Below are 20,872 nucleotides of genomic sequence, written 5' to 3' on the forward strand. Positions count from 1 at the left end.
GGCTAAACGCGTTATACCTGAATCACTGCGCCGTATGGTTTGGGGCCACTGCGCAGCCCAACGGGGGCAAGCCCCCTCGCCACAACAGTTCACCTTAAGGTTCAGGAACACGCCACCTTGCGCGGTGGCAAGAGCAATTGATCGCGAAACGCCAGGTAGTGCTTGAGCACCTCGCAGGGCGCCTCGATCTGCGGGTAGTGGCCAATGTCGGGCAACACTACCGTGTCCGCCTCCGGGATCAACTCCCGGTAACGCTCGACCATGTGCACGCCGGAGACCGGATCGACCCCGCCATCGATCACTCGCAGCGGCACTTCACCGCGTTGCATCGCGCTCACCCAGCGGTCGCGCCAGACGCGTCGCTCCGGGATGTAGCCGATCAATTTGTGCATGATCCGTGGCCCCTGATGGCTTTCGACCAGACTCCAGAAATCATCCATCTGGCTTTCACTGGGACGGGTTTGCGGACCGAAAATCTGCCGAAAGCTTCTTACCAGGCCATCACGGCTGAAGGCGCGGCCTATCATCCAGCCCAAAGGGCTGAGCAAGAGTTTTTGCATCAGTACCGGGCGGTGGGTTTCCGGAAACAACCCGCCATTGAGAAACACGCAACTGGCCAGTTCCACCCGCGACTCGTAATGCCGGGCCAGCAGTTCCTGAGCCACGCTGTCGCCGTAATCGTGGGCGAGCAGGTGCACTGGCTGCTCGACATTCAGGTGCTCAAGCAGTGCCTGTTGCAGATCCGCTTGCTCCAGCAGGCTGTATTCGTGATTCGCCGGTTTGGCCGAATCGCCGAAGCCCAGCATGTCGCAAGCGATCACGCGAAAGCGCTGGGCCAATGGCTGCCACAGGTAATGCCAGTCCCAACTGGCGGATGGAAAGCCGTGAATGAGCAACAGCGGCTCACCCTGGCCTGCTGCCCAGTAGCGGATGCTCTGGCCACGGAATACGAACGTCTGGCTGCGTTTGCGCCAGACACACAAGGGGATCTCGGCGAGCTCCATCAGAGTTTATAACCCGGGTCCAGTTTATCGAGTTTGCGCAGCAGTGCCGGCCAGGCCAGCGCTCCGCCCATTCCTTGAGCACTTCGGGTGACACCCGCGATCATGGCTTTGGCGCCGGCCAGAATCTGCGGTTCGATGGCGATCAGTTCAGCGGCACCGTTTTGCGCCATGACCTGAATGTCGCAGGCACGCTGAAAGGTGAACATCATCAGGAACGTATCGGCGATGGTGCTGCCGCAGGTCAGCAGACCGTGGTTATGCAACATCAGGAAATTGTTTTCACCGAGGTCGGCCTGTAGCCGCACTTTCTCTTCATGGTTGAGCGCCACGCCTTCGTAGGCGTGGTAGGCCAGGCTGGAAAGCACGAACAACGACTGTTGGCTGATCGGCAAAACACCCTGCTTCTGCGCCGACACCGCCACCCCCGAAGCCGTGTGGGTGTGGAGCACGCAGACGACATCGTGACGGGCTTCATGCACGGCGCTGTGGATGGTGTAACCCGCCGGATTGATCTCGTAAGGGCTGTCCATCAGTTTGTTGCCGGCCTGATCCACCTTGACCAGGCTCGAGGCGGTAATTTCGTGAAACATCAACCCGAACGGGTTGATCAGGAAATCTTCGGTGCCGGGCACCTTGACGGAGATATGGGTGAAGATCAGGTCATCCCAGCCATGTTGGGCGACCAGGCGATAACAGGCTGCCAGGTCGACGCGGGTCTGCCACTCGGCAGCACTGACCTTGTCTTTGACACTGGGTGGCGATTGGACGGGAGGGACAGTCACGGCAAGGAGCCTCGGTGTTTTTATTATGGAGTGTTTCCTATGTCCACCGAGTCTAGTCAGCCCTTGAGGTTCGTGTAGTTGCATTGGCAGCCAGCTTGATGGCCCAGCGAGTCAGCCGCCCTGCCGTCCTGGTTCCATGTCAAACGACCGGCGCCAGCAGGGGTCTGACAGGCATAGGGCCGGGGCAACGCTCAGTCGCGCAGTGCGCTGATCAGGTCCGCCAGCCAAGGCTCGGCGTCCGTCTCTGGGGTCACCGTTTCGCTGGCATCCAGGCGCAGCATCGGCAGCACTTCGCGAATGCCAAGTTCAGCGAACAATTCGCGCATCTGCTCGCCGCCGCCACAAAAAGTATCGCCATAACTCGCATCGCCCAATCCGATCACCGCGCCCGGCAAACCGCGCCAGGCTGCTGGCAATTGGTCACGAATGGTCGAATACAGCGGCTGCAGGTTGTCCGGCAGCTCCCCCATGCCGGTGGTCGAGGTCACCGCCAGAAAGGCTTCAGGGCCAAACGCCTGGACGTCGGCGAGGGTCGCACGCGGGCTGTGCCAGGTTTCGAAACCGGCGGCGTTCAACAGGCTGGCGGCGTGGCGGGCAACTTCTTCGGCCGTGCCGTACACCGAGCCGGAAATGATGGCGACTTTCATCGATCTGATCCTGAATCCGAGTGAAAGACCCGGATATTAACACCACGGTTGTGATTATTCTTTTAGAATGCAATTGACAATCAATCAGGAAAGGATACTCCGATGATTAATGCACAACTGCTGCAAATGGTGATCAACGCCTCCAACGACGGTATCGTGATTGCCGAAAAGGAAGGCGATCAGGACAAGATCCTCATTTACGTCAACCCCGCGTTCGAACGCCTGACGGGGTACTCCAGTGAAGAAATCCTCTATCAGGATTGTCGCTTCCTGCAGTCGGGGGACCGCGATCAGCAAGCGCTGCCGCTGATTCGCGATGCATTGAACCGTGAAGGAACCTGCCGGGAAATACTGCGCAACTACCGCAAGGACGGCACGCCGTTCTGGAACGAGCTGTCCCTTTCAACGGTGAAAAATCCAGCGGACGGGCAAACCTATTTTGTCGGCGTACAGAAAGACGTCACTGTGCAGATCAAGGCGCAACAGCGCGTGGCACAGCTGGAGAGGCAGTTGGCTGAACTCCAGGCCGAGCTTGCTGCGCTCAAGGCGACGAACGGTGCAAACGAAACTCAGAATTAATGGTCAGTAATTACAATCACCAATGACTTTGTAACTATATCTTTCGAGCTGGCCATGCAACGCGACGCGCTCCTGACCCAGGATGAGCTGGATTTCATCCAGACCATGCAACACAACCCGCAACTCAATGTGCGGGACGCGACGTCGAGCCTGCTCGTCAACGGTGGGTCGCAAATCCGTGACCTGCTCACCCGCCTGGCGGCCCATGAGCAGGTCACCATTCAAGCCAGCTTCGAAAACCAGCAAATGACCTTTCCCCTGCACTTGGTGGAAGACGAGTTCCATGCGCTGCATTTGCGCCTCGGCGTGCCCAGCATCTATGAAGACGGGCCGATGGTCCGGCCTTGGCGCCTGGTACTGGACGAACCGGTAGCGCTGGAAAACGCCAAGGGTCAACCCGGCACCCTGTGGGTACACGAAGTGTCGTGCAAAGGGGTTTTGCTGGAAGCTCGCAACAGGACCAAACCACCGAAGCATTTCGCCTTGTGGTTCAGCCCCTCAGGCTACGAGCGGATTGCCTTGCGCGGTACTTTCGAGAAAGAAAACGAACAGGGCTTCTACGCCTATCAACTGAGCCTGAGCGATACCGATGAAGCCGAGCGTCTGCGCCAGTTCATCCTGCAACAGCATCGTTTGACTCATCCCGCGCTGCATCTCTGAACGTCAAGTATCCAGAGTACCCGCCAGGAACTGCTTCAGACGCTGGCTCATGACCTCCCCTTCATTGCCCAGGCAACCGATCGATGACCCGGCCAGGCTTTCCTGTGCCAGGTCAGAAGCATCGCCGGCCAACAACAATCGGCACTCCAGACTCATGGCCAGGCGATTCAGACGCCGCGGCAACTCGGGAGCCGGCACATGATTGGAAAACAGCACCAGAGCCAGGGGCTTGATCCTTTCACACATCAGCGCCAGTTCCTCGAATGGCTGGCCCATGTTCAGTACGCGAACGGCCAATGGCCCGGAACTCAGGAACAGGGCGGCGACCAACAGTTCCAGTTCCCGGCAATTGCCATCCAGGGCACAGATGACCACGCGACGCGGCTGTTTTTCGCGCATCAACAACAGACGCTGCAACATCCGGGAACGCAAAAAGCCATCCAGGAACAGCCACTCGCTGGTGCCGCCGAACTGGTCCTGGCGTTGCAACAACCGCTTCCAGACGGGCATCAGAATGCCCTGGAACACCACCGGCAGGGAGTAGCTGGAAAAGACTTGCCCGTAGAGCTCCTCCAGCCGAAGCTCGTCAAACCCGTTGACCGCAACATGAATCTGCTGCCGCCACTGCGCGTAATCGGCTTCCACGAGGTTGTTGGGGATGATATGCGACAACGCCTGGAGTGGCTCGGTCCTGGCCAGGATCTTGCCGATCCTGCTGACGGCAACCCCGCGCTCGATCCAGCCGAGAATGCTATGGACACGCTCAATATCGGACATCGAATACAGTCGATGCCCACTGTCGGTGCGTGTTGGAACAATCAGGCCATATCGTCGCTCCCAGGCTCGAAGCGTGACCGGGTTTACACCTGTCAGTCGCGCCACCTCACGAATGGGAAAGAGCTCTTCCTGTTCGAGAGCGACGGCCTGCGTGGAGCCTGAAGCGACGTCTGTAAATATGGGCATCCTGTTGAAACATCCTTGTATCGTCCAAGGCGTATTCTAACGCCCCTGCCCCGTAAAGTTTCCGTAAAAAATTCCATGCCGCGAACGAGCGAAAAACGCCGCAGACGCGATTGACTGAATCAGGAATAATCCTTGCTTGTTTCGAGTCGCAGCCCACCACCCCGGCGCTGTGCCTGGCGAAGTTCCTATCCGGAGCGACGCAAATGCCTTACGGAGATACACAATGTCTAGCCCTCCCGTCACGCTGATGGTTGCACGCCGCGTTGCCAATGGACGCTACCAGGACCTGATCGCCTGGCTGCGCGAAGGCGAACAACTGGCCACCGATTTTCCCGGTTATCTCGGCTCCGGTGTGCTCGCTCCGCCGCCCGGCGATGACGAATTCCAGATCATTTTCCGCTTCGCCGACGAGCAGACCCTGCAGGCCTGGGAACATTCCGCTTCGCGCAGCGCCTGGCTCGGACGTGGCGGCGACTTGTTCGCCCACCCGACAGAACACCGGGTCAGCGGCATCGAGGGCTGGTTCGGTGCCGTCGGTCAACGCCCGCCACGTTGGAAACAGGCCGTGGCGATCTGGCTGGCGTTCTTTCCGGTCTCGCTGCTGTTCAACTTTGTGCTGGGGCCGCTGTTGAGTGACATGAGCCTGCTGCCGCGGGTGTTCATCAGCACCCTGTGCCTGACGCCGTTGATGGTTTACCTGTTCATTCCATTGTCGACCCGTTTGCTGGCCGGCTGGCTGAACAGCACGCCGGCACGCCCATTGCGTGCCGAACCCTCCACACAGAATCATTGATCCCTCCTGTGGGAGCGAGCTTGCTTGCGATGAGGGAGTGTCAGTCAACATATGTGTCGTCTGACAGTCCGCAATCGCGAGCAAGCTCGCTCCCACACTTGTTTCCCTCGCAATAGGTAGAGCGCTCCCGTCGCTGGTATAGTTTTGCTCTCACCGCGATGCGAGCCGTTCATGACTTCTTCCGCAGCCCCTGTCCTCATTACCGGCGCCGGCCAGCGTGTCGGCCTGCACTGCGCCCGACGATTGCTGGAAGATGGCCATCGGGTGATTTTCAGCTACCGCAGCGAGCGTCCCGGCGTACAAACCCTGCGCGACCTGGGGGCCACCGCGGTGTTCGCGGACTTCGCCAGCGAGGCCGGGATCTTCGCCTTCATCAACGAGTTGAAAACCCATACCGACAGCCTGCGGGCAATCGTCCACAACGCTTCCGAATGGCTGGCTGAAACGCCGGACACCGACGCCGCGGCATTCACCCGCATGTTCAGCGTGCACATGCTGGCGCCCTACCTGATCAACCTGCATTGCGCCGACCTGCTGCAACGCTCGAGCCCCGCCGACATCGTGCACATCAGCGATGACGTGACCCGCAAGGGCAGCAGCAGGCATATCGGCTATTGCGCCAGCAAAGCCGGGCTCGACAGCCTGACCCTGTCCTTCGCCGCCCGGTACGCGCCGGCCATCAAGGTCAACGGGATCGCGCCGGCCCTGCTACTGTTCAACCCTGAAGACGACGCGGCCTACCGCGCCAAGGCGCTGGCCAAGTCCGCGCTGGGCATCGAACCCGGTTGCGAAGTGATCTACCAGAGCCTGCGCTATCTGCTCGACAACCCTTATGTCACCGGCACCACCCTGACCGTCAATGGCGGAAGGCACATCAAATAGTGTCCCGCGAGGATTTTCCATGACGTTATCCCTGCCCCAGAATTATCGAGAGATCCTCATCGGTCTCGGTGAAAACCCCGACCGCGAGGGCTTGCTCGATACGCCGACGCGTGCAGCCAAAGCCATGCAGTACCTTTGCCATGGCTATGAGCAAAGTGTCGAAGAGATCGTCAATGGCGCGCTGTTCGCCTCCGACAATGATGAAATGGTAATCGTCGACAACATCGAGCTGTACTCGCTGTGCGAACACCACATACTGCCCTTCATCGGCAAGGCGCATGTGGCTTATATTCCAACCGGCAAGGTGCTGGGCCTGTCGAAGATCGCGCGGCTGGTGGACATGTTCGCCCGGCGCCTGCAAATCCAGGAAAACCTCACCCGGCAAATCGCCGACGCGGTGCAGCAAGTGACCGGCGCGGCAGGCGTCGCAGTGGTCATCGAGGCGCAGCACATGTGCATGATGATGCGCGGCGTCGAGAAACAGAATTCGACCATGAACACCTCGGTGATGCTCGGTGCCTTCCGCGAGTCGAGCAATACCCGCCAGGAGTTCCTGCAATTGATTGGACGGAGCAAGTAGCAATGCCACAACTTCAGCCAGGCATGGCACGCATCCGGGTCAAAGACCTGTGCCTGCGTACCTTCATCGGCATCAACGAGGATGAAATCCTCAACAAGCAGGATGTGCTGATCAACCTCACCATTCTGTACGCAGCCCAGGAAGCGGTACGGGACAACGACATCGATCACGCGTTGAACTACCGGACCATTACCAAGGCAATCATCGCCCATGTGGAAGGCAACCGCTTTGCGCTGCTCGAACGTCTGACCCAGGAAATTCTCGACCTGGTGATGGCCAACGCATCGGTGCTGTACGCCGAGGTCGAGGTCGACAAGCCCCACGCGCTGCGATTCGCCGAGTCGGTGTCGATCACACTCGCGGCAAGCCGCTGAGCTTCAAGCTTCAAGCCGCAAGCGGTAGACTTCAAGCCACCGCAATCCAACTTGCAGCTTCAAGCGTGCCGCTTGAAGCTGTCTCGCAGAGACCGCCATGACCGATCAACAACGCCTGGAACTCGAAGCCGCCGCCTTTCGTCGGCTGGTGGCCCACCTGGACAGCCGCAAGGATGTGCAGAACATCGACCTGATGAATCTCTCGGGCTTTTGCCGCAACTGCCTCTCCAAGTGGTACAAGGCCGCGGCCGACGACCGCCAGATCGAGGTCAGCCTCGACGAAGCCCGCGAAGTGGTTTACGGCATGCCGTACGCCGAATGGAAAGCCCAATATCAGCAAGAAGCCAGCGCCGACCAGCAAGCGGCGTTCGCCAAAGGAAAACCCAATGAGTGATTTGAACACCCTGCGCGCCAGCCTCAAGACCGGCGAACACGCCTTCGCCGACACCCTGGCGTTCATTGCCGCCGGTTACGACTACCAGCCTCAGGCCTTCAACAACGGCGGTGTGGAAAACGCGGCCGGGCAGAACGAAGGCTCGTGCAAGACCCTGGGCCTGGCGCTGCTCGAAGGCTTGAGCGATGAAGAAGCCCTGCTGGCTTTCGGCGAGCATTACCGCTCGGTGCTGGCAACGCCGGAAGGCAGCGACCACGGCAACATCCGCGCGCTGATTGCCCACGGCCTGGCCGGTGTGAAGTTCTCTCAGCAACCGCTGACTCGCCGCTGATTCAAATTGTAGGAGCGAGCCTGCTCGCGATGGACTGAAGAACGCCACGGGGTGTCAGGCTCCCAGCGTCATCGTTCACCACCATCGCGAGCAAGCTCGCTCCTACAGGTTTTGCGTTCATGGCGCGCAATTGATCACAAGCACAACCCGACTTTTAAGATTGACCCGGCAACTTTATTTCGTTTGCCCCGTACCGCTGCTCACGGCTTAGATAAAAAGAAGTCCTCCTTCTTCCGAGCCGGTCATTCATGCGCAGCGAAACCATCAGCCAGTCGATCAACATCGTTCACCCTGTCACGCTCAGCCACGGCAAGAATGCCGAGGTCTGGGACACCGATGGCAAACGCTACATCGACTTTGTCGGCGGCATCGGCGTGTTGAACCTCGGCCATTGCCACCCGCGCATCGTCGAAGCCATTCGCGAACAAGCCACCCGTCTGACCCACTACGCGTTCAACGCTGCGCCCCATGAGCCTTACCTCGAACTGATGGATTGCCTCAGCGCATTCATGCCTGTGGGTTACCCGGTCAGCGGCATGCTCACCAACAGCGGCGCGGAAGCGGCGGAAAACGCCCTGAAGATCGTCCGTGGCGCCACCGGCCGCAGCGCGGTCATCGCCTTCGACGGCGCTTTCCACGGCCGCACACTGGCCACCCTCAACCTCAATGGCAAAGTCGCGCCGTACAAACAGAAAGTCGGCGTACTGCCGGGGCCGGTGTTTCACTTGCCCTTCCCCAGCCGGGACAACGGCGTCACCTGTGCCGAGGCCCTCAAGGCCATGGAGCGCCTGTTCAGCGTCGAGATCGATGTCGAAGACGTCGCCTGCTTTATCGTCGAACCGGTGCAGGGTGAAGCGGGTTTCCTGGCCATGGACATCGAGTTCGCCCAGGCGCTGCGCAAGTTCTGCGACGACAAGGGCATTGTGCTGATCGCCGATGAAATCCAGTCCGGTTTCGGCCGTACCGGGGAGCGTTTCGCCTTCTCGCGGCTGGGCATCGAGCCCGATCTGATTCTGCTCGGCAAAAGCATCGCCGGCGGCGTGCCGCTGGGTGCGGTGGTCGGGCGCAAGTCACTGCTCGACAATTTGCCCAAGGGCGGACTCGGTGGCACTTACTCCGGCAATCCCATCGCCTGTGCAGCGGCACTGGCAACCCTGGACGAAATGAACGATGCCAACCTGCATGCCTGGGGCACCCAACAGGAAGAAGCGATTGTCGGTCGCCATGCGACCTGGCGCGCGAACAACCTGACGCCGTACCTGGGACGCCTGACCGGCGTCGGGGCCATGCGTGGTATCGAGCTGATCAACGCCGATGGCTCGCCCGCAGCCGCGCAGTTGACGCAGCTGCTGGCCCTGGCGCGCGACGCCGGTTTGCTGCTGATGCCGAGCGGCAAGTCGCGGCACATCATTCGCTTGCTGGCGCCGCTGACCATCGAGGCTGCGGTGCTGGAGGAAGGGCTGGATATCCTTGAGGCGTGTCTGAAGAAATTGGCCTGATCCACAGCGCCCACTGTAGGAGCGAGCATGCTCGCGAAGAACCTGAGAGCCCCGCGGGGTGTCAGGCTCCCAGCGTTATCGTTGACGACCATCGCGAGCGCGCTCGCTCCTACAGGGACATGTGTATTTTCCGAAGGCACAAAAAAACCGGCCGAAGCCGGTTTTTCGTTTCTACAGAATCAAGCGTTCTGCAGATTATCCAGGTAACGCTCGGCATCCAGTGCCGCCATGCAACCTGCGCCAGCCGAGGTGATGGCCTGACGGTACACGTGGTCAGCCACGTCACCAGCGGCGAAGATACCTTCGAGGCTGGTGGCAGTGGCGTTGCCGTCACGGCCGCCCTGCACAACCAGGTAGCCGTCTTTGAGGGTCAACTGGCCTTCGAACAGCGAAGTGTTCGGGGTGTGGCCGATGGCGATGAACACGCCGTCGACTTTCACTTCGTCGAAGCTGCCGTCGTTGTTCTTCAGGCGGGCACCGGTCACGCCCATGTTGTCGCCCAGCACTTCGTCCAGGGTCGCGTTCAGCTTCAGCTCGATCTTGCCTTCGGCGACACGGGCGTTCAGCTTGTCGATCAGGATCTTCTCGGCGCGGAAAGTTTCACGACGGTGGATCAGGGTGACTTTGCTGGCGATGTTGGCCAGGTACAGGGCTTCCTCAACAGCGGTGTTGCCGCCGCCGACCACGGCCACCGGCTTGTTGCGATAGAAGAAACCGTCGCAGGTCGCACAGGCCGAAACGCCTTTGCCCATGAAGGTTTCTTCCGATGGCAGGCCCAGGTAACGAGCGCTGGCGCCGGTGGCGATGATCAGGGCGTCACAGGTGTAAGTCGCGCTGTCGCCGGTCAGGGTGTATGGCTTGGCGGCGAAGTCGACGGCATTGATGTGATCGAAAACGATCTCGGTTTCAAAGCGCTCGGCGTGCTCACGCATACGCTCCATCAGCGCCGGGCCGGTCAGGCCGTGGACGTCGCCCGGCCAGTTGTCGACTTCGGTGGTGGTGGTCAGTTGACCGCCGGCCTGCATGCCGGTGATCAGCAGTGGCTTGAGGTTGGCACGGGCGGCATAGACCGCGGCGCTGTAACCGGCAGGGCCGGAACCGAGAATAATCACTCGCGAATGACGGACTTCAGACATGACCTGCTCCTGTTGACCGGCCCGGAATACCTGGCACGGAACGCCGGATTGCCGGCTGGAATAAAAAAGAACGGTTGAAAGCACTTGGGGAAGGCTTGACCCGACCGTCCTGTAAAAAGATTGGGTGCAGCGTATCGAGGGGGCGAAGATTAAGGAAATACGGTTTAACAATCCAGCTCATAGGTGGTCTCTATGGCATCTGACCGACGATATCGACGTCTTTGTTACAGTGAATGTCGATACCGCCACCGCGCTTTCGCCTGTGAAGCAAAGCCGGTAAGGTCGGCGCGTTTTCCCTCTGCTCGGAGCACCTTATGCCCGCCCCTGTTCTGTCCGGCCCGCAATACCTGCGCGAAGGCCTCAAGCTGGTGTTGAGCCCCAGCCTGCGTTTGTTTGTGCTGTTGCCGTTGGCAATCAACCTGGTGCTGTTCGTCGGATTGATCTACCTGGCCAGCCATCAATTCAGCCTGTGGGTCGACACCTTGATGCCATCGCTGCCCGACTGGCTGAGTTTTCTCAGCTACATCCTCTGGCCATTGTTCGTGGTGCTGGTGGTGTTGATGGTGTTCTTCACCTTCACCATGCTCGCCAACGTCATTGCCGCGCCGTTCAACGGCTTCCTCGCGGAGAAAGTCGAAGTGGTGGTGCGCGGCACCGACGACTTCCCGGCCTTCAGTTGGGGCGAGTTGATCGCCATGATTCCGCGTACCCTGGCCCGGGAAATGCGCAAGCTTGGCTATTTTCTGCCCCGGGCGATCGGGTTGTTCATCCTCTCGTTCATCCCGGTGGTGAACATCATCGCCGCGCCGCTGTGGCTGTTGTTCGGGGTGTGGATGATGGCGATCCAGTACATCGACTACCCGGCGGACAACCACAAGCTGGGCTGGAACGAGATGCTCGCCTGGCTGCGCGAGAAGCGCTGGCAGAGCATGAGCTTCGGCGGCAGCGTGTACCTGGTGCTGCTGATCCCTGTGGTGAACATCCTGATGATGCCGGCTGCCGTGGCCGGGGCGACGCTGTTCTGGGTGCGTGAGCGCGGGGCAGAAAACCTGGTGACCCAGCGCTGAGTCACAAATCCATCATCCCGACGTCACACTGACGACATGGCCCCAGCCGACACTGGGGTCATGACGACAGCTCTGCATATCACCCTGATCACCGAAACCTTCCCACCGGAAATCAACGGCGTGGCCAATACCCTTGGTCGCTTGTGCGACGGCTTGCGCGCGCGCGGGCATCAAGTGGAGCTGGTGCGGCCGCGTCAGGGCTGCGACCAGCAACTGGCCAGCGACGATGAATTGCTGCTGTGCCGCGGCTGGCCACTGCCGGGCTATCCCGGCCTGCAATGGGGTCAGTCGTCGATGCACAAGCTGCTGCGGCGCTGGACGCGTCACCGCCCGGATGTGCTCTACATCGCCACCGAGGGCCCGCTGGGTCTCTCTGCGCTGCGCGCGGCACGGCGACTGGGAATTTCCGTGGTCAGCGGTTTCCACACCAATTTCCAACAGTACTCCAACCAGTACGGGCTTGGTTTGCTCACGCGCCTGCTGACTCACTACCTGCGCTGGTTCCACAACCGCTCGACCATGACCCTGGTGCCCAGCGTCAGCCAACGCATGGAACTGGAGCGGCGGCATTTCGAGCGCCTGGCGTTGCTGTCCCGTGGGGTCGACAGCGAATTGTTTCACCCGGCCAAACGCTTGAATGCCCTGCGCGAGCAATGGGGGCTGGCCGAAGCAGACATCGCCGTCATTCATGTCGGACGCCTGGCCCCGGAAAAGAATCTCGGCCTGCTCAAGCGCACCTTCAATACCCTCAAGGCGAGTTATCCCCAGCGCACGCTGAAACTGGTCGTGGTCGGCGATGGCCCGCAGCGCCAGGAACTGGAAAACGAAATGCCCGAGGCGATTTTCTGCGGCACCCAACGGGGTGAAGCCCTGGCGTGTCACTACGCTTCGGGCGACGTGTTTCTGTTTCCGAGCCTGACCGAAACCTTTGGCAATGTGGTGCTTGAAGCACTTGCCTCGGGGCTCGGCGTGGTCGCCTACGACCAGGCGGCGGCGGCCCAGCATATTCGTCATGGCTACAACGGCGTACTGGCGATGCCGGGGGATGAAGAAGCGTTCTGCGATGCAGCGGCATGGCTGCTGGAGGAAAGGGAAGCCTTGCGCAATGTTAGGCTCAATGCGCGCCAGCATGCCAGTCGCCAGGGTTGGGCGACGATTATCGAGCAGTTCGAGGGACAGTTGCGCGGGGCCTGTGCCGGGGAGATGGTGTTGCCGAATGCGCCGACTGTTCCCTGATTTTTCAGTGATCTTGAGTCAGTCATCGCGAGCAAGCTCGCTCCTACAGGATTTGTGTACAACGCACACCCTGTGGGAGCGAGCTTGCTCGCGATGAGGCCTTCCCGGTCGCCGCTTAAACCAGCGTCATCAACGCCTCACGACTGAACGGCAGAATGTCCTCTTCACGGCCGTCGCGCACTTTCTGCGCCCAGTCCGGGTCCACCAGCAAGGCACGACCGACCGCCACCAGGTCGAACTCATCGTTGTTCAGGCGCTCCAGCAGTTTTTCCAGGCTGGCCGGCTGCGCGACCTTGTCGGTATTGACCATGAACTGCAGGAACTCGCCATCCAGGCCGACACTGCCCACGGTGATGGTCGGCTTGCCGGTGAGTTGGCGGGTCCAGCCAGCCAGGTTCAGCTCGGAACCATCGAACTCCGGCTCCCAGAAGCGGCGGGTCGAACAGTGGAAAATGTCCACGCCCGCGTCGGCCAACGGCTTGAGGAACTCGCCCAAGGCTTCAGGGGTTTGCACCAGACGTGCGGTGTAGTCCTGCTGCTTCCACTGGGAGAAACGGAAGATGATCGGGAAACCTTCACCGACCGCGGCACGCACGGCCTGAACCAATTCAATGGCGAAGCGCGAACGGTTGGCCAGGCTGCCGCCGTATTCGTCGGTACGCTGGTTGCTGCCTTCCCAGAAGAACTGGTCCACCAGATAACCGTGGGCACCGTGGATTTCCACGCCGTCCATACCGATGCTCTGGGCATCCCTGGCGGCTTGGGCGAACGCGGCGATCACGTCCTGGATATCCTGTTTGGTCATGCCGTGAACCACGACCTGGCCTTCCTTCAATTTTTCCGACGGGCCATAACCCGGCACGCTGGCGTCCGGCTCGGTGCCGATCCGGCGCACGCTGCCCACATGCCACAACTGCGGAACGATCTTGCCGCCTTCGGCGTGAACGGCGTCGACGACTTTCTTCCAGCCGGCCAGGGCTGCTTCGCCATAGAAATGCGGAACGTTCGGGTAGCCGTTGGAAGCCTTGTGACCGACGGTGGTGCCTTCGGTGATGATCAGGCCGACGCCGGCTGCGGCGCGGCGACGGTAGTATTCGATCACTTTGGAATTAGGCACGCCACCTGGGGAAAAGGAGCGGGTCATCGGCGCCATGACGACGCGGGTCGGCAGTTCGAGGGTGCCGAGGTGGAACGGTTTGAACAGGGCTTTGACGGGCATGGGACGCTCCACAGAAATGACTTTATGACGGCGATAATATGGAGGTTCGCACGTACTGAACAGCACTATTGATTTGGGTGATGTAGGAGCGAGCTTGCTCGCGATGGTGGTCAACGATAACGCTGGCGGTCTGATGCCCCGCGGTGTTCCTACAACCATCGCGAGCGAGCTCGCTCCTATAGGGGGGGATATCAGCTCAGCGCTTTTTCAATCGCGTGAACGATGGTCGGATCATCCGGCGCCGTACGTGGCGAGAACCGAGCCAGCACACGCCCGTCCTTGCCCAGCAGGAACTTCTCGAAGTTCCAGGTGATATCGCCGGGAAATTCCGCGCCCTCTCCCGCCAGCAGGCGATACAACTGATGACGTTCATGCCCGTTGACTTCCAGCTTGCTGGACAACGGAAAGGTCACGCCATAGTTGAGGCTGCAGAAATCCTTGATTTCCTGCTCGGTCCCCGGTTCCTGCCCGGCAAACTGGTTGCACGGCAAGCCCAGGACGCTGAAGCCCTTGGCCTTGAATTGCTGATAGAGATTTTCCAGCGCCGCGTACTGCGGGGTCAGGCCGCATTTGGAGGCGACGTTGACCACCAGTACGACTTGGCCTTTGAAAGGCGCCAGAGGTAGCTCCTGTCCATCCAGGGCTGTCAATTTAAGGTCGTGAAAAGCACTCATGGCGTACTCCAGATTCCCGTGTTCTTCTCGAAACAGCCACTTGGCGGTGTCATCAGGGACGGCCGCAGACTAAAAAGGCGCCCACAAGGCGCCTCTCCAGTTATCTGAGCTTAGCGCAGAAATCAGTGGTGATGGCCACCTTCGCCATGGACGTGACCATGAGCGATTTCTTCCTGGCTGGCGTCACGGATGGCAACGATCTTGACCTGGAAATTCAGGCGCTGACCGGCCAACGGGTGGTTGCCGTCAACGGTGACGTCGTCGCCGTCCAGATCACGGATGGTCACGATCTGCATCTGGCCGTCCGGAGCGGAAGCGTGGAACTGCATGCCCACTTCCAGCTCGTCGACGCCTTCGAACATGCTGCGGCTCAGGGTGCTGACCAGTTCGGCGGCGTATTCGCCGTAAGCGTCTTCCGGTTCAACGGCTACGGTCAGTTCGTCGCCGACAGCCTTGCCTTCCAGAGCCTTTTCCAGGCCCGGGATGATGTTGCCTGCACCTTGCAGGTAGACCAGCGGCGCGCCGCCGGCGGAGCTGTCGATGACCTCACCAGCGTCGTTGGTCAGGGTATAGTCGATGGAGACAGCCTTATTGGCGGCGATCAGCATGGGGCGAGACCTTTTGCATAGGAAAATTGAAAGGCCAAGTTTAGCGAAGCAATCGTCCGAAAGCGAACACAACCCGGACAGACGGGATTCGACGATCACAGGCTTCCATCAGGACGAGGACGGACACTGGGTGGCCGAGCTTTCCTGCGGCCACACCCAGCACCTGCGGCACCAGCCACCCTGGCAATCCCGCGCCTGGGTCATGGACCCTGTGCAACGCCTTGAAAAAATAGGCCAGCCCTTTGCTTGCGGTTGGTGCGCACAGGGCTCGGTTAGCGATAACCTTGGCGACTGAATTTCGGTAGATCGTCAGATATAGATGATCACCTTTGCCATGCTCCTTCAGAGAATCCGCATGCAAACTTTTTTTATCGCGCCCACCGATTTTGGTGTGGGTCTGACCTCCATCAGCCTCGGGCTGGTGCGCACCCTTGAGCGGGCCGGGCTCAAGGTCGGTTTTTTCAAACCGATTGCCCAGCCGCATCCGGGCGACACGGGCCCGGAACGTTCCACCGAACTGGTGGCGCGTACCCACGGCTTGAAACCGCCCCAGCCCCTGGGCCTGGCCCATGTCGAGCGCATGCTCGGTGACGGCCAGCTCGATGAGTTGCTCGAAGAAATCATCACCCTTTATCAGCAGGCTGCCATCGGCAAGGACGTGCTGATCGTCGAAGGCATGGTGCCGACCCGCAGCGCCAGTTATGCCGCACGGGTCAACCTGCACCTGGCCAAGAGCCTCGACGCCGAGGTGATCCTGGTCTCGGCACCGGAAAACGAAGTGCTGACCGAGCTCTCCGGTCGCGTCGAGTTGCAGGCGCAGTTGTTCGGCGGCCCGAAAGACCCGAAAGTCCTCGGTGTGATCCTCAACAAGGTCAAGACCGAAGAAAGCATGGAGGCCTTCGCCACGCGCCTGAAAGAGCATTCGCCGTTGCTGCGCAGTGGTGATTTCCGCTTGCTCGGCTGCATTCCGTTCCAGCCGGAACTGAACGCCCCGCGCACCCGCGACGTCGCCGACCTGATGGGCGCGCAAGTGCTCAACGCCGGTGATTACGAAACCCGGCGCATGACCAAGATCATCATTTGCGCCCGCACCATGCGTAACACCGTGGAGTTGCTCAAGCCCGGCGTGCTGGTGGTGACCCCCGGCGACCGCGACGACATCATCCTCGCCGTCAGCCTCGCGGCCTTGAACGGCGTGCCGCTCGCCGGCCTGCTGCTGACCAGCGACACCCTGCCCGACCCACGCATCATGGACCTGTGCCGTGGCGCCCTGCAGGCTGGTTTGCCGGTGCTGTCGGTGAGTACCGGCTCCTACGACACCGCCAACCTGCTCAATGGCCTGAACAAGGAAATCCCCATCGATGACCGCGAGCGCGCCGAAATCATCACCGATTTCATCGCCGGCCATCTCGATGCCAACTGGCTGCACCAACGCTGCGGTACGCCACGGGAAATGCGTCTGTCGCCAGCGGTTTTCCGCTATCAATTGATCCAGCGCGCCCAGGCGGCCAACAAGCGCATCGTACTGCCCGAAGGCAGCGAGCCGCTGACCGTGCAGGCCGCCGCGATCTGCCAGGCCCGCGGCATCGCTCGCTGCGTGTTGCTGGCCAAGCCCGAGGACGTGCAGGCTGTCGCCCGCGCCCAGGGCATCGAGTTGCCTCCAGGCCTGGAAATCATTGATCCGGACTTGATCCGCGAGCGCTACGTCGAGCCGATGGTTGCGCTGCGCAAAAGCAAAAGCCTCAATGCGCCGATGGCCGAGCAACAACTGGAAGACACCGTGGTGATCGGCACCATGATGCTGGCCCTGGATGAAGTCGACGGCCTCGTATCGGGCGTGATCAACACCACCGCCAACACCATCCGCCCGGCCCTGCAGCTGATTAAAACCGCGCCAGGCTGCACCCTGGTGTCGTCGGTGTTCTTCATGCTGTTTCCGGAAGAGGTGCTGGTCTACGGCGACTGCGTGATGAACCCGCACCCGAGCGCCAGTGAACTGGCCGAGATCGCCCTGCAAAGCGCTGATTCGGCCGCTGCGTTCGGCATCACGCCACGGGTGGCGATGATCAGCTACTCCAGCGGCGAGTCGGCCAGCGGCGAAGAAGTCGAGAAGGTCCGCGAGGCAACCCTGCTCGCCCACGAACAACAGCACTCGCTGCTGATCGACGGCCCCTTGCAGTACGACGCCGCCGCCAACGAAAGCGTGGCCCGGCAACTGGCGCCGAACAGTCAGGTGGCCGGTCGTGCCACGGTGTACGTATTCCCCGACCTCAACACCGGCAATACCACGCACAAGGCCGTACAGCGCAGCGCCGACTGCGTCAGCCTCGGGCCGATGCTGCAAGGCCTGCGCAAACCGGTGAACGATTTGCCGCGCGGCGCGCAGGTCGATGACATCGTCTACACCATCGCCCTGACCGCGATTCAAGCCGCCAACCGACCTATGGATGTGTAAATGCTGGATTTCTTACCTGCTGCGCTGCGGGGCGTGATCGCCTCGCTGCTGTTGGCATTGAACACGATTCTGCTCTGCTCGTTCCTGTTCTGCGTGGCACTCGTCAAGGTATTGCCGTTCGCCCTCACCCAGCGCCTCGCGGGCTGGCTGATGAGCCATACCCACGAAGCCTGGATCAGCATCAACAAAGGCTGGATGAACCTGGTGCGCCGCACACGCTGGCACATCAGCGGCCTGCAAGGCCTCGACTATCAGCATTCGTACCTGATCACCAGCAACCACCAGAGCTGGGTCGACATCCTGGTGCTGCAATACGTGCTAAACCGGCGCATTCAGCCGCTGAAGTTCTTTCTCAAGCAGGAGCTGATCTGGGTTCCGGTGATCGGTCTGGCCTGGTGGGCGCTGGGCTTTCCGTTCATGAAGCGTTACTCCAAGGCCTATCTGGAAAAGCACCCGGAGAAGAAAGGCAAGGACCTGGAAACCACCCGCAAGACCTGTGCGAAATTCCGCGACAACCCGGTGGGCATTTTCAACTTCGTCGAAGGCACGCGCTTCACCGAGGGCAAGCACAAGCAACAGCAGTCACCCTTCAAGTACCTGCTCAAGGCCAAGGCCGGCGGTATTGCCTTTGTGCTGGATGCGATGGGCGAGCAGCTTGAATCCCTGGTCAACGTGACCATCCACTACCCCGCCGGGCGCCCGGGTTTCTGGGATTTGCTGTGCGGGAACGTTGCGGACGTGGTGGTGCACTTCGAAGAGCTGAAGATTCCGCCACAGTTCATCGGCAAGAATTACGACCAGGACGGTGAATACCGCCTGCAGTTTCAGGGCTGGATCAATCAGTTGTGGCTGGACAAGGATGCGTTGCTGGAACAGCTGCACCACGAATTCCCAGACCGCCGCTGAACCAATGTGGGAGCGGGCTTGCTCGCGAATACGGACTGACATTCAACATTGATGTCGACTGATCCGCCGCTATCGCGAGCAAGCTCGCTCCCACAGGTTTAGTGTTTGTTTTGACTGACTACCAGACATAAAAAAACCCGCCGATGATCACTCATCGACGGGTTTCTTTTTACCGGTCAGCGCTTAGATCGCGCCACGCTCACGCAGCAGACCCAGCACTTGCTTGACGCCTTCCTCCAGCGACACGGACTGGGTGTCGATCACCAGGTCGGCATCCAGCGGCACATCGTACGGGAAGGACTCGCCCGGGATGTTATCCCCGGCCGCCGCGTACAAACCTTGCGGATCACGCTCGGCGCAGACCGTCGGCGAAGCCTGGACGTAGACCGTCAGCAGACGCTCCTTGCCGATCAGTTCCCGGGCCTGTTCACGCCCTTCGGCACTCGGGGCAACGAACGCAGCGAGGGTCAGCAGACCAGCCTCGTTGAACTGACGCGCCACGTGCGCGGCACGACGCCAGTTCTCGGTACGCCCGGCGCGATCCTGTGGCAGACCTTTGTTCAGGTCGTGACGCAGGTTCTGGCCATCGAGTACGAACACCGCGCGCCCCAGGTCGAACAGCTTGCGTTCAACTGCATACGCCAGTGTGCTTTTGCCCGCGCCCGACAAGCCGCTGAACAACACGGTGGCCGGTTGCTGGCCGAAGCGCTGTGCGCGTTCTTCGGTGGCGACGTGAGCTAGTTTGCCGTGGTGCGTGGAGCTGCCGTGAGCTACAGGCTGGGCGACGATCATGCCCGCGCCAACGGTGCCGTTGGTCAAGCGGTCGATGATGATGAAGGCCCCGGTGGTGCGGTTGCTGTCGTAACCGTCGAGGGCAATCGGCGCATCGAGCGCGATCTTGACCTTGCCGATTTCGTTCAGCTGCAACGCACTGGCCGGACCTTCTTCCAGGGTGTTCACGTCGACCTTGTTGACGATGCTGGCGATGGAGCCAGGCACGTAACTGGTGGCGCGTTTGATGTCGTACTTCTTGCCCGGCAGCATCGGCTCTTCAGCCATCCACACCAGCATCGCTTCGAAGCTGTCGGTGACTGGCGGCACGTTGTCGGCATGTACCAACAGGTCGCCACGGGAAATATCGATTTCGTCTTCCATGGTCAGCGTTACAGCCTGACCAGGACCTGCGTGCTCCAGTTCACCTTCGAAGGTGACGATGGATTTCACGCGGCTGCTCTTGCCCGACGGCAGGACCACGACTTCGTCGCCTTTCTTGACGATGCCGCTGGCCAGGGTGCCGGCGAAGCCACGGAAGTTCAGGTTCGGACGGTTGACGTACTGAACCGGGAAACGCAGGTCGGTGAAGTTGCGATCGCCCGCAACTTCCACGGTCTCGAGGATCTCCATCAGCGACTGGCCGGTGTACCACGGCGAGCGCTCGGACTTGTTCACCACGTTGTCGCCTTTCAGCGCAGACATCGGCACGAAGTGCATCGTGGTGGGCTTCATCTTCAAGCCTTCGGCGAACTGCAGGTAGTCGGCCTTGATCGACTCGAACACACCCTGGTCGAAGTCCTTGAGGTCCATCTTGTTGATGGCCACGACTATGTGCTTGATGCCCAGCAACGAGGCGATGAAGCTGTGGCGACGGGTCTGGGTCTGCACGCCGTAACGGGCGTCGACCAGGATGATCGCCAGGTCACAGGTGGAGGCACCGGTGGCCATGTTGCGGGTGTACTGCTCGTGGCCAGGGGTGTCGGCGATGATGAATTTGCGCTTGGCGGTGGAGAAGTAGCGGTACGCGACATCGATGGTGATGCCTTGTTCACGCTCGGCCTGCAGGCCGTCGACCAGCAGCGCCAGGTCGATGTCTTCGCCGGTGGTGCCGACTTTTTTCGAATCGCGGGTAATGGCTTCCAGGTGATCTTCGTAGATCATCTTGGAGTCGTGCAGCAGGCGCCCGATCAGGGTGCTCTTGCCGTCGTCGACGTTACCGCAGGTCAGAAAGCGCAGCAGCTCTTTACGTTCGTGCTGGCCCAGGTAGGCGAGGATGTCCTCGCTGATCAAATCAGATGCGTGCGACATG

The 20,872-nt window shown here is 60.5% G+C and carries 23 protein-coding genes and 1 pseudogene; 14 read left to right on the forward strand and 10 right to left on the reverse strand.

Annotated elements, in window-relative coordinates:
- Positions 1-101: 101 nt before the first annotated feature.
- The 3 genes from J4D25_RS10550 to J4D25_RS10560 all read right to left on the reverse strand — a co-directional run bounded on the left by J4D25_RS10550 (position 102) and on the right by J4D25_RS10560 (position 2,433).
- The gene (locus J4D25_RS10550) at positions 102-1,004 is read right to left on the reverse strand and encodes an alpha/beta fold hydrolase (protein ID WP_057716393.1); all 903 of its coding nucleotides are present in this window, start codon (positions 1,002-1,004) and stop codon (positions 102-104) included.
- Positions 1,004-1,786, reverse strand: a complete 783-nt coding sequence (locus J4D25_RS10555) for a class II aldolase/adducin family protein (RefSeq protein WP_057716394.1) — start codon at positions 1,784-1,786, stop codon at positions 1,004-1,006. The genes J4D25_RS10550 and J4D25_RS10555 overlap by 1 nt, the downstream gene beginning before the upstream one ends.
- Before the next feature lie 191 nt (positions 1,787-1,977).
- Positions 1,978-2,433: a flavodoxin gene (locus tag J4D25_RS10560; RefSeq protein WP_057716395.1), complete on the reverse strand. Its 456-nt coding sequence runs from the start codon at positions 2,431-2,433 to the stop codon at positions 1,978-1,980.
- A gap of 102 nt (positions 2,434-2,535) precedes the next feature.
- Between J4D25_RS10560 and J4D25_RS10565 the strand changes: the two genes are divergently transcribed.
- Together J4D25_RS10565 and J4D25_RS10570 are read left to right on the forward strand one after the other, a co-directional pair.
- Positions 2,536-3,012, forward strand: coding sequence for a PAS domain-containing protein (locus J4D25_RS10565; RefSeq protein WP_057716396.1), 477 nt, complete (start codon positions 2,536-2,538; stop codon positions 3,010-3,012).
- Between the two features lie 54 nt (positions 3,013-3,066).
- Entirely contained in the window at positions 3,067-3,672 is a 606-nt protein-coding gene (locus tag J4D25_RS10570) for a hypothetical protein (RefSeq protein WP_057716397.1), read from the forward strand.
- 3 nt (positions 3,673-3,675) lie between these two features.
- Here the strand turns inward: J4D25_RS10570 and J4D25_RS10575 are convergent, their stop codons facing one another.
- Positions 3,676-4,635, reverse strand: a complete 960-nt coding sequence (locus tag J4D25_RS10575; protein ID WP_057716398.1) for a MerR family transcriptional regulator — start codon at positions 4,633-4,635, stop codon at positions 3,676-3,678.
- A gap of 223 nt (positions 4,636-4,858) precedes the next feature.
- Between J4D25_RS10575 and J4D25_RS10580 the strand changes: the two genes are divergently transcribed.
- The 7 genes from J4D25_RS10580 to J4D25_RS10610 all read left to right on the forward strand — a co-directional run bounded on the left by J4D25_RS10580 (position 4,859) and on the right by J4D25_RS10610 (position 9,488).
- Positions 4,859-5,428 (forward strand): antibiotic biosynthesis monooxygenase, encoded by a 570-nt coding sequence (locus J4D25_RS10580; protein WP_057716399.1) that lies wholly within the window; start codon positions 4,859-4,861, stop codon positions 5,426-5,428.
- Positions 5,429-5,599: 171 nt separating this feature from the next.
- Complete coding sequence (gene folM / locus J4D25_RS10585) at positions 5,600-6,310, forward strand: dihydromonapterin reductase (RefSeq protein ID WP_057716400.1); 711 nt, start codon at positions 5,600-5,602, stop codon at positions 6,308-6,310.
- 19 nt (positions 6,311-6,329) lie between these two features.
- On the forward strand, positions 6,330-6,890 hold the full coding sequence (folE, locus tag J4D25_RS10590; RefSeq protein ID WP_008046221.1) for a GTP cyclohydrolase I FolE: 561 nt from the start codon (positions 6,330-6,332) through the stop codon (positions 6,888-6,890).
- Between the two features lie 2 nt (positions 6,891-6,892).
- Entirely contained in the window at positions 6,893-7,264 is a 372-nt protein-coding gene (gene folX / locus J4D25_RS10595; RefSeq protein WP_007970304.1) for a dihydroneopterin triphosphate 2'-epimerase, read from the forward strand.
- 97 nt (positions 7,265-7,361) lie between these two features.
- Positions 7,362-7,658, forward strand: coding sequence for a DUF1244 domain-containing protein (locus J4D25_RS10600; RefSeq protein ID WP_046040093.1), 297 nt, complete (start codon positions 7,362-7,364; stop codon positions 7,656-7,658).
- Positions 7,651-7,989, forward strand: coding sequence for a HopJ type III effector protein (locus J4D25_RS10605; RefSeq protein ID WP_057716401.1), 339 nt, complete (start codon positions 7,651-7,653; stop codon positions 7,987-7,989). Before J4D25_RS10600 ends, J4D25_RS10605 begins: the two co-directional genes overlap by 8 nt.
- 248 nt (positions 7,990-8,237) lie before the next feature.
- Positions 8,238-9,488: an aspartate aminotransferase family protein gene (locus J4D25_RS10610; protein WP_057716402.1), complete on the forward strand. Its 1,251-nt coding sequence runs from the start codon at positions 8,238-8,240 to the stop codon at positions 9,486-9,488.
- A gap of 2 nt (positions 9,489-9,490) precedes the next feature.
- Here the strand turns inward: J4D25_RS10610 and J4D25_RS26975 are convergent.
- A pseudogene (locus J4D25_RS26975) lies at positions 9,491-9,580 on the reverse strand (outer membrane lipoprotein carrier protein LolA); the annotation flags it as partial.
- Between the two features lie 87 nt (positions 9,581-9,667).
- Positions 9,668-10,624, reverse strand: coding sequence for a thioredoxin-disulfide reductase (gene trxB, locus J4D25_RS10615; protein ID WP_057716403.1), 957 nt, complete (start codon positions 10,622-10,624; stop codon positions 9,668-9,670).
- Between the two features lie 314 nt (positions 10,625-10,938).
- Between trxB and cysZ the strand changes: the two genes are divergently transcribed.
- Positions 10,939-11,691: a sulfate transporter CysZ gene (cysZ, locus tag J4D25_RS10620; RefSeq protein ID WP_057716404.1), complete on the forward strand. Its 753-nt coding sequence runs from the start codon at positions 10,939-10,941 to the stop codon at positions 11,689-11,691.
- A gap of 36 nt (positions 11,692-11,727) precedes the next feature.
- Positions 11,728-12,927, forward strand: a complete 1,200-nt coding sequence (locus J4D25_RS10625; protein ID WP_057716405.1) for a glycosyltransferase family 1 protein — start codon at positions 11,728-11,730, stop codon at positions 12,925-12,927.
- A gap of 115 nt (positions 12,928-13,042) precedes the next feature.
- On the opposite strand, the gene J4D25_RS10630 is transcribed toward J4D25_RS10625, so the two are convergent.
- The 3 genes from J4D25_RS10630 to J4D25_RS10640 all read right to left on the reverse strand — a co-directional run bounded on the left by J4D25_RS10630 (position 13,043) and on the right by J4D25_RS10640 (position 15,428).
- Positions 13,043-14,146 (reverse strand): NADH:flavin oxidoreductase, encoded by a 1,104-nt coding sequence (locus J4D25_RS10630; protein WP_057716406.1) that lies wholly within the window; start codon positions 14,144-14,146, stop codon positions 13,043-13,045.
- A gap of 191 nt (positions 14,147-14,337) precedes the next feature.
- Positions 14,338-14,820: a glutathione peroxidase gene (locus tag J4D25_RS10635; protein WP_056728393.1), complete on the reverse strand. Its 483-nt coding sequence runs from the start codon at positions 14,818-14,820 to the stop codon at positions 14,338-14,340.
- A 122-nt stretch (positions 14,821-14,942) separates the two neighbouring features.
- Positions 14,943-15,428, reverse strand: coding sequence for a peptidylprolyl isomerase (locus J4D25_RS10640; RefSeq protein ID WP_007942189.1), 486 nt, complete (start codon positions 15,426-15,428; stop codon positions 14,943-14,945).
- Between J4D25_RS10640 and J4D25_RS10645 the strand changes: the two genes are divergently transcribed.
- Genes J4D25_RS10645 through J4D25_RS10655 form a run of 3 tightly spaced genes read left to right on the forward strand, consistent with a single transcriptional unit; the run spans position 15,397 to position 18,789 of the window.
- Positions 15,397-15,723, forward strand: a complete 327-nt coding sequence (locus tag J4D25_RS10645) for a DUF3565 domain-containing protein (RefSeq protein WP_057716672.1) — start codon at positions 15,397-15,399, stop codon at positions 15,721-15,723. The genes J4D25_RS10640 and J4D25_RS10645 overlap by 32 nt on opposite strands.
- Before the next feature lie 60 nt (positions 15,724-15,783).
- Positions 15,784-17,883: a phosphate acetyltransferase gene (gene pta, locus J4D25_RS10650; protein WP_007970292.1), complete on the forward strand. Its 2,100-nt coding sequence runs from the start codon at positions 15,784-15,786 to the stop codon at positions 17,881-17,883.
- Entirely contained in the window at positions 17,884-18,789 is a 906-nt protein-coding gene (locus tag J4D25_RS10655) for an acyltransferase (protein ID WP_057716407.1), read from the forward strand.
- Between the two features lie 183 nt (positions 18,790-18,972).
- On the opposite strand, the gene cysN is transcribed toward J4D25_RS10655, so the two are convergent.
- The gene (gene cysN, locus J4D25_RS10660) at positions 18,973-20,871 is read right to left on the reverse strand and encodes a sulfate adenylyltransferase subunit CysN (protein ID WP_057716408.1); all 1,899 of its coding nucleotides are present in this window, start codon (positions 20,869-20,871) and stop codon (positions 18,973-18,975) included.
- Position 20,872 lies beyond the last annotated feature (1 nt).

Source organism: Pseudomonas sp. GW456-L13, assembly GCF_017350115.1.
GTDB classification, from domain to species: domain Bacteria; phylum Pseudomonadota; class Gammaproteobacteria; order Pseudomonadales; family Pseudomonadaceae; genus Aquipseudomonas; species Aquipseudomonas jessenii.

Coding starts and splice junctions, on each gene's coding strand:
- J4D25_RS10570 (WP_057716397.1), top strand. CDS start 3,067: ATGCAACGCGACGCGCTCCTGACCCAGGATGAGCTGGATTTCATCCAG.
- J4D25_RS10610 (WP_057716402.1), top strand. CDS start 8,238: ATGCGCAGCGAAACCATCAGCCAGTCGATCAACATCGTTCACCCTGTC.
- J4D25_RS10635 (WP_056728393.1), bottom strand. CDS start 14,820: ATGAGTGCTTTTCACGACCTTAAATTGACAGCCCTGGATGGACAGGAG.
- folX (WP_007970304.1), top strand. CDS start 6,893: ATGCCACAACTTCAGCCAGGCATGGCACGCATCCGGGTCAAAGACCTG.
- J4D25_RS10645 (WP_057716672.1), top strand. CDS start 15,397: ATGGAGACAGCCTTATTGGCGGCGATCAGCATGGGGCGAGACCTTTTG.
- J4D25_RS10565 (WP_057716396.1), top strand. CDS start 2,536: ATGATTAATGCACAACTGCTGCAAATGGTGATCAACGCCTCCAACGAC.
- J4D25_RS10600 (WP_046040093.1), top strand. CDS start 7,362: ATGACCGATCAACAACGCCTGGAACTCGAAGCCGCCGCCTTTCGTCGG.
- J4D25_RS10655 (WP_057716407.1), top strand. CDS start 17,884: ATGCTGGATTTCTTACCTGCTGCGCTGCGGGGCGTGATCGCCTCGCTG.
- J4D25_RS10605 (WP_057716401.1), top strand. CDS start 7,651: ATGAGTGATTTGAACACCCTGCGCGCCAGCCTCAAGACCGGCGAACAC.
- cysZ (WP_057716404.1), top strand. CDS start 10,939: ATGCCCGCCCCTGTTCTGTCCGGCCCGCAATACCTGCGCGAAGGCCTC.
- J4D25_RS10550 (WP_057716393.1), bottom strand. CDS start 1,004: ATGGAGCTCGCCGAGATCCCCTTGTGTGTCTGGCGCAAACGCAGCCAG.
- J4D25_RS10580 (WP_057716399.1), top strand. CDS start 4,859: ATGTCTAGCCCTCCCGTCACGCTGATGGTTGCACGCCGCGTTGCCAAT.
- pta (WP_007970292.1), top strand. CDS start 15,784: ATGCAAACTTTTTTTATCGCGCCCACCGATTTTGGTGTGGGTCTGACC.
- folE (WP_008046221.1), top strand. CDS start 6,330: ATGACGTTATCCCTGCCCCAGAATTATCGAGAGATCCTCATCGGTCTC.
- folM (WP_057716400.1), top strand. CDS start 5,600: ATGACTTCTTCCGCAGCCCCTGTCCTCATTACCGGCGCCGGCCAGCGT.
- trxB (WP_057716403.1), bottom strand. CDS start 10,624: ATGTCTGAAGTCCGTCATTCGCGAGTGATTATTCTCGGTTCCGGCCCT.
- J4D25_RS10640 (WP_007942189.1), bottom strand. CDS start 15,428: ATGCTGATCGCCGCCAATAAGGCTGTCTCCATCGACTATACCCTGACC.
- J4D25_RS10630 (WP_057716406.1), bottom strand. CDS start 14,146: ATGCCCGTCAAAGCCCTGTTCAAACCGTTCCACCTCGGCACCCTCGAA.
- J4D25_RS10575 (WP_057716398.1), bottom strand. CDS start 4,635: ATGCCCATATTTACAGACGTCGCTTCAGGCTCCACGCAGGCCGTCGCT.
- J4D25_RS10560 (WP_057716395.1), bottom strand. CDS start 2,433: ATGAAAGTCGCCATCATTTCCGGCTCGGTGTACGGCACGGCCGAAGAA.
- cysN (WP_057716408.1), bottom strand. CDS start 20,871: ATGTCGCACGCATCTGATTTGATCAGCGAGGACATCCTCGCCTACCTG.
- J4D25_RS10625 (WP_057716405.1), top strand. CDS start 11,728: ATGGCCCCAGCCGACACTGGGGTCATGACGACAGCTCTGCATATCACC.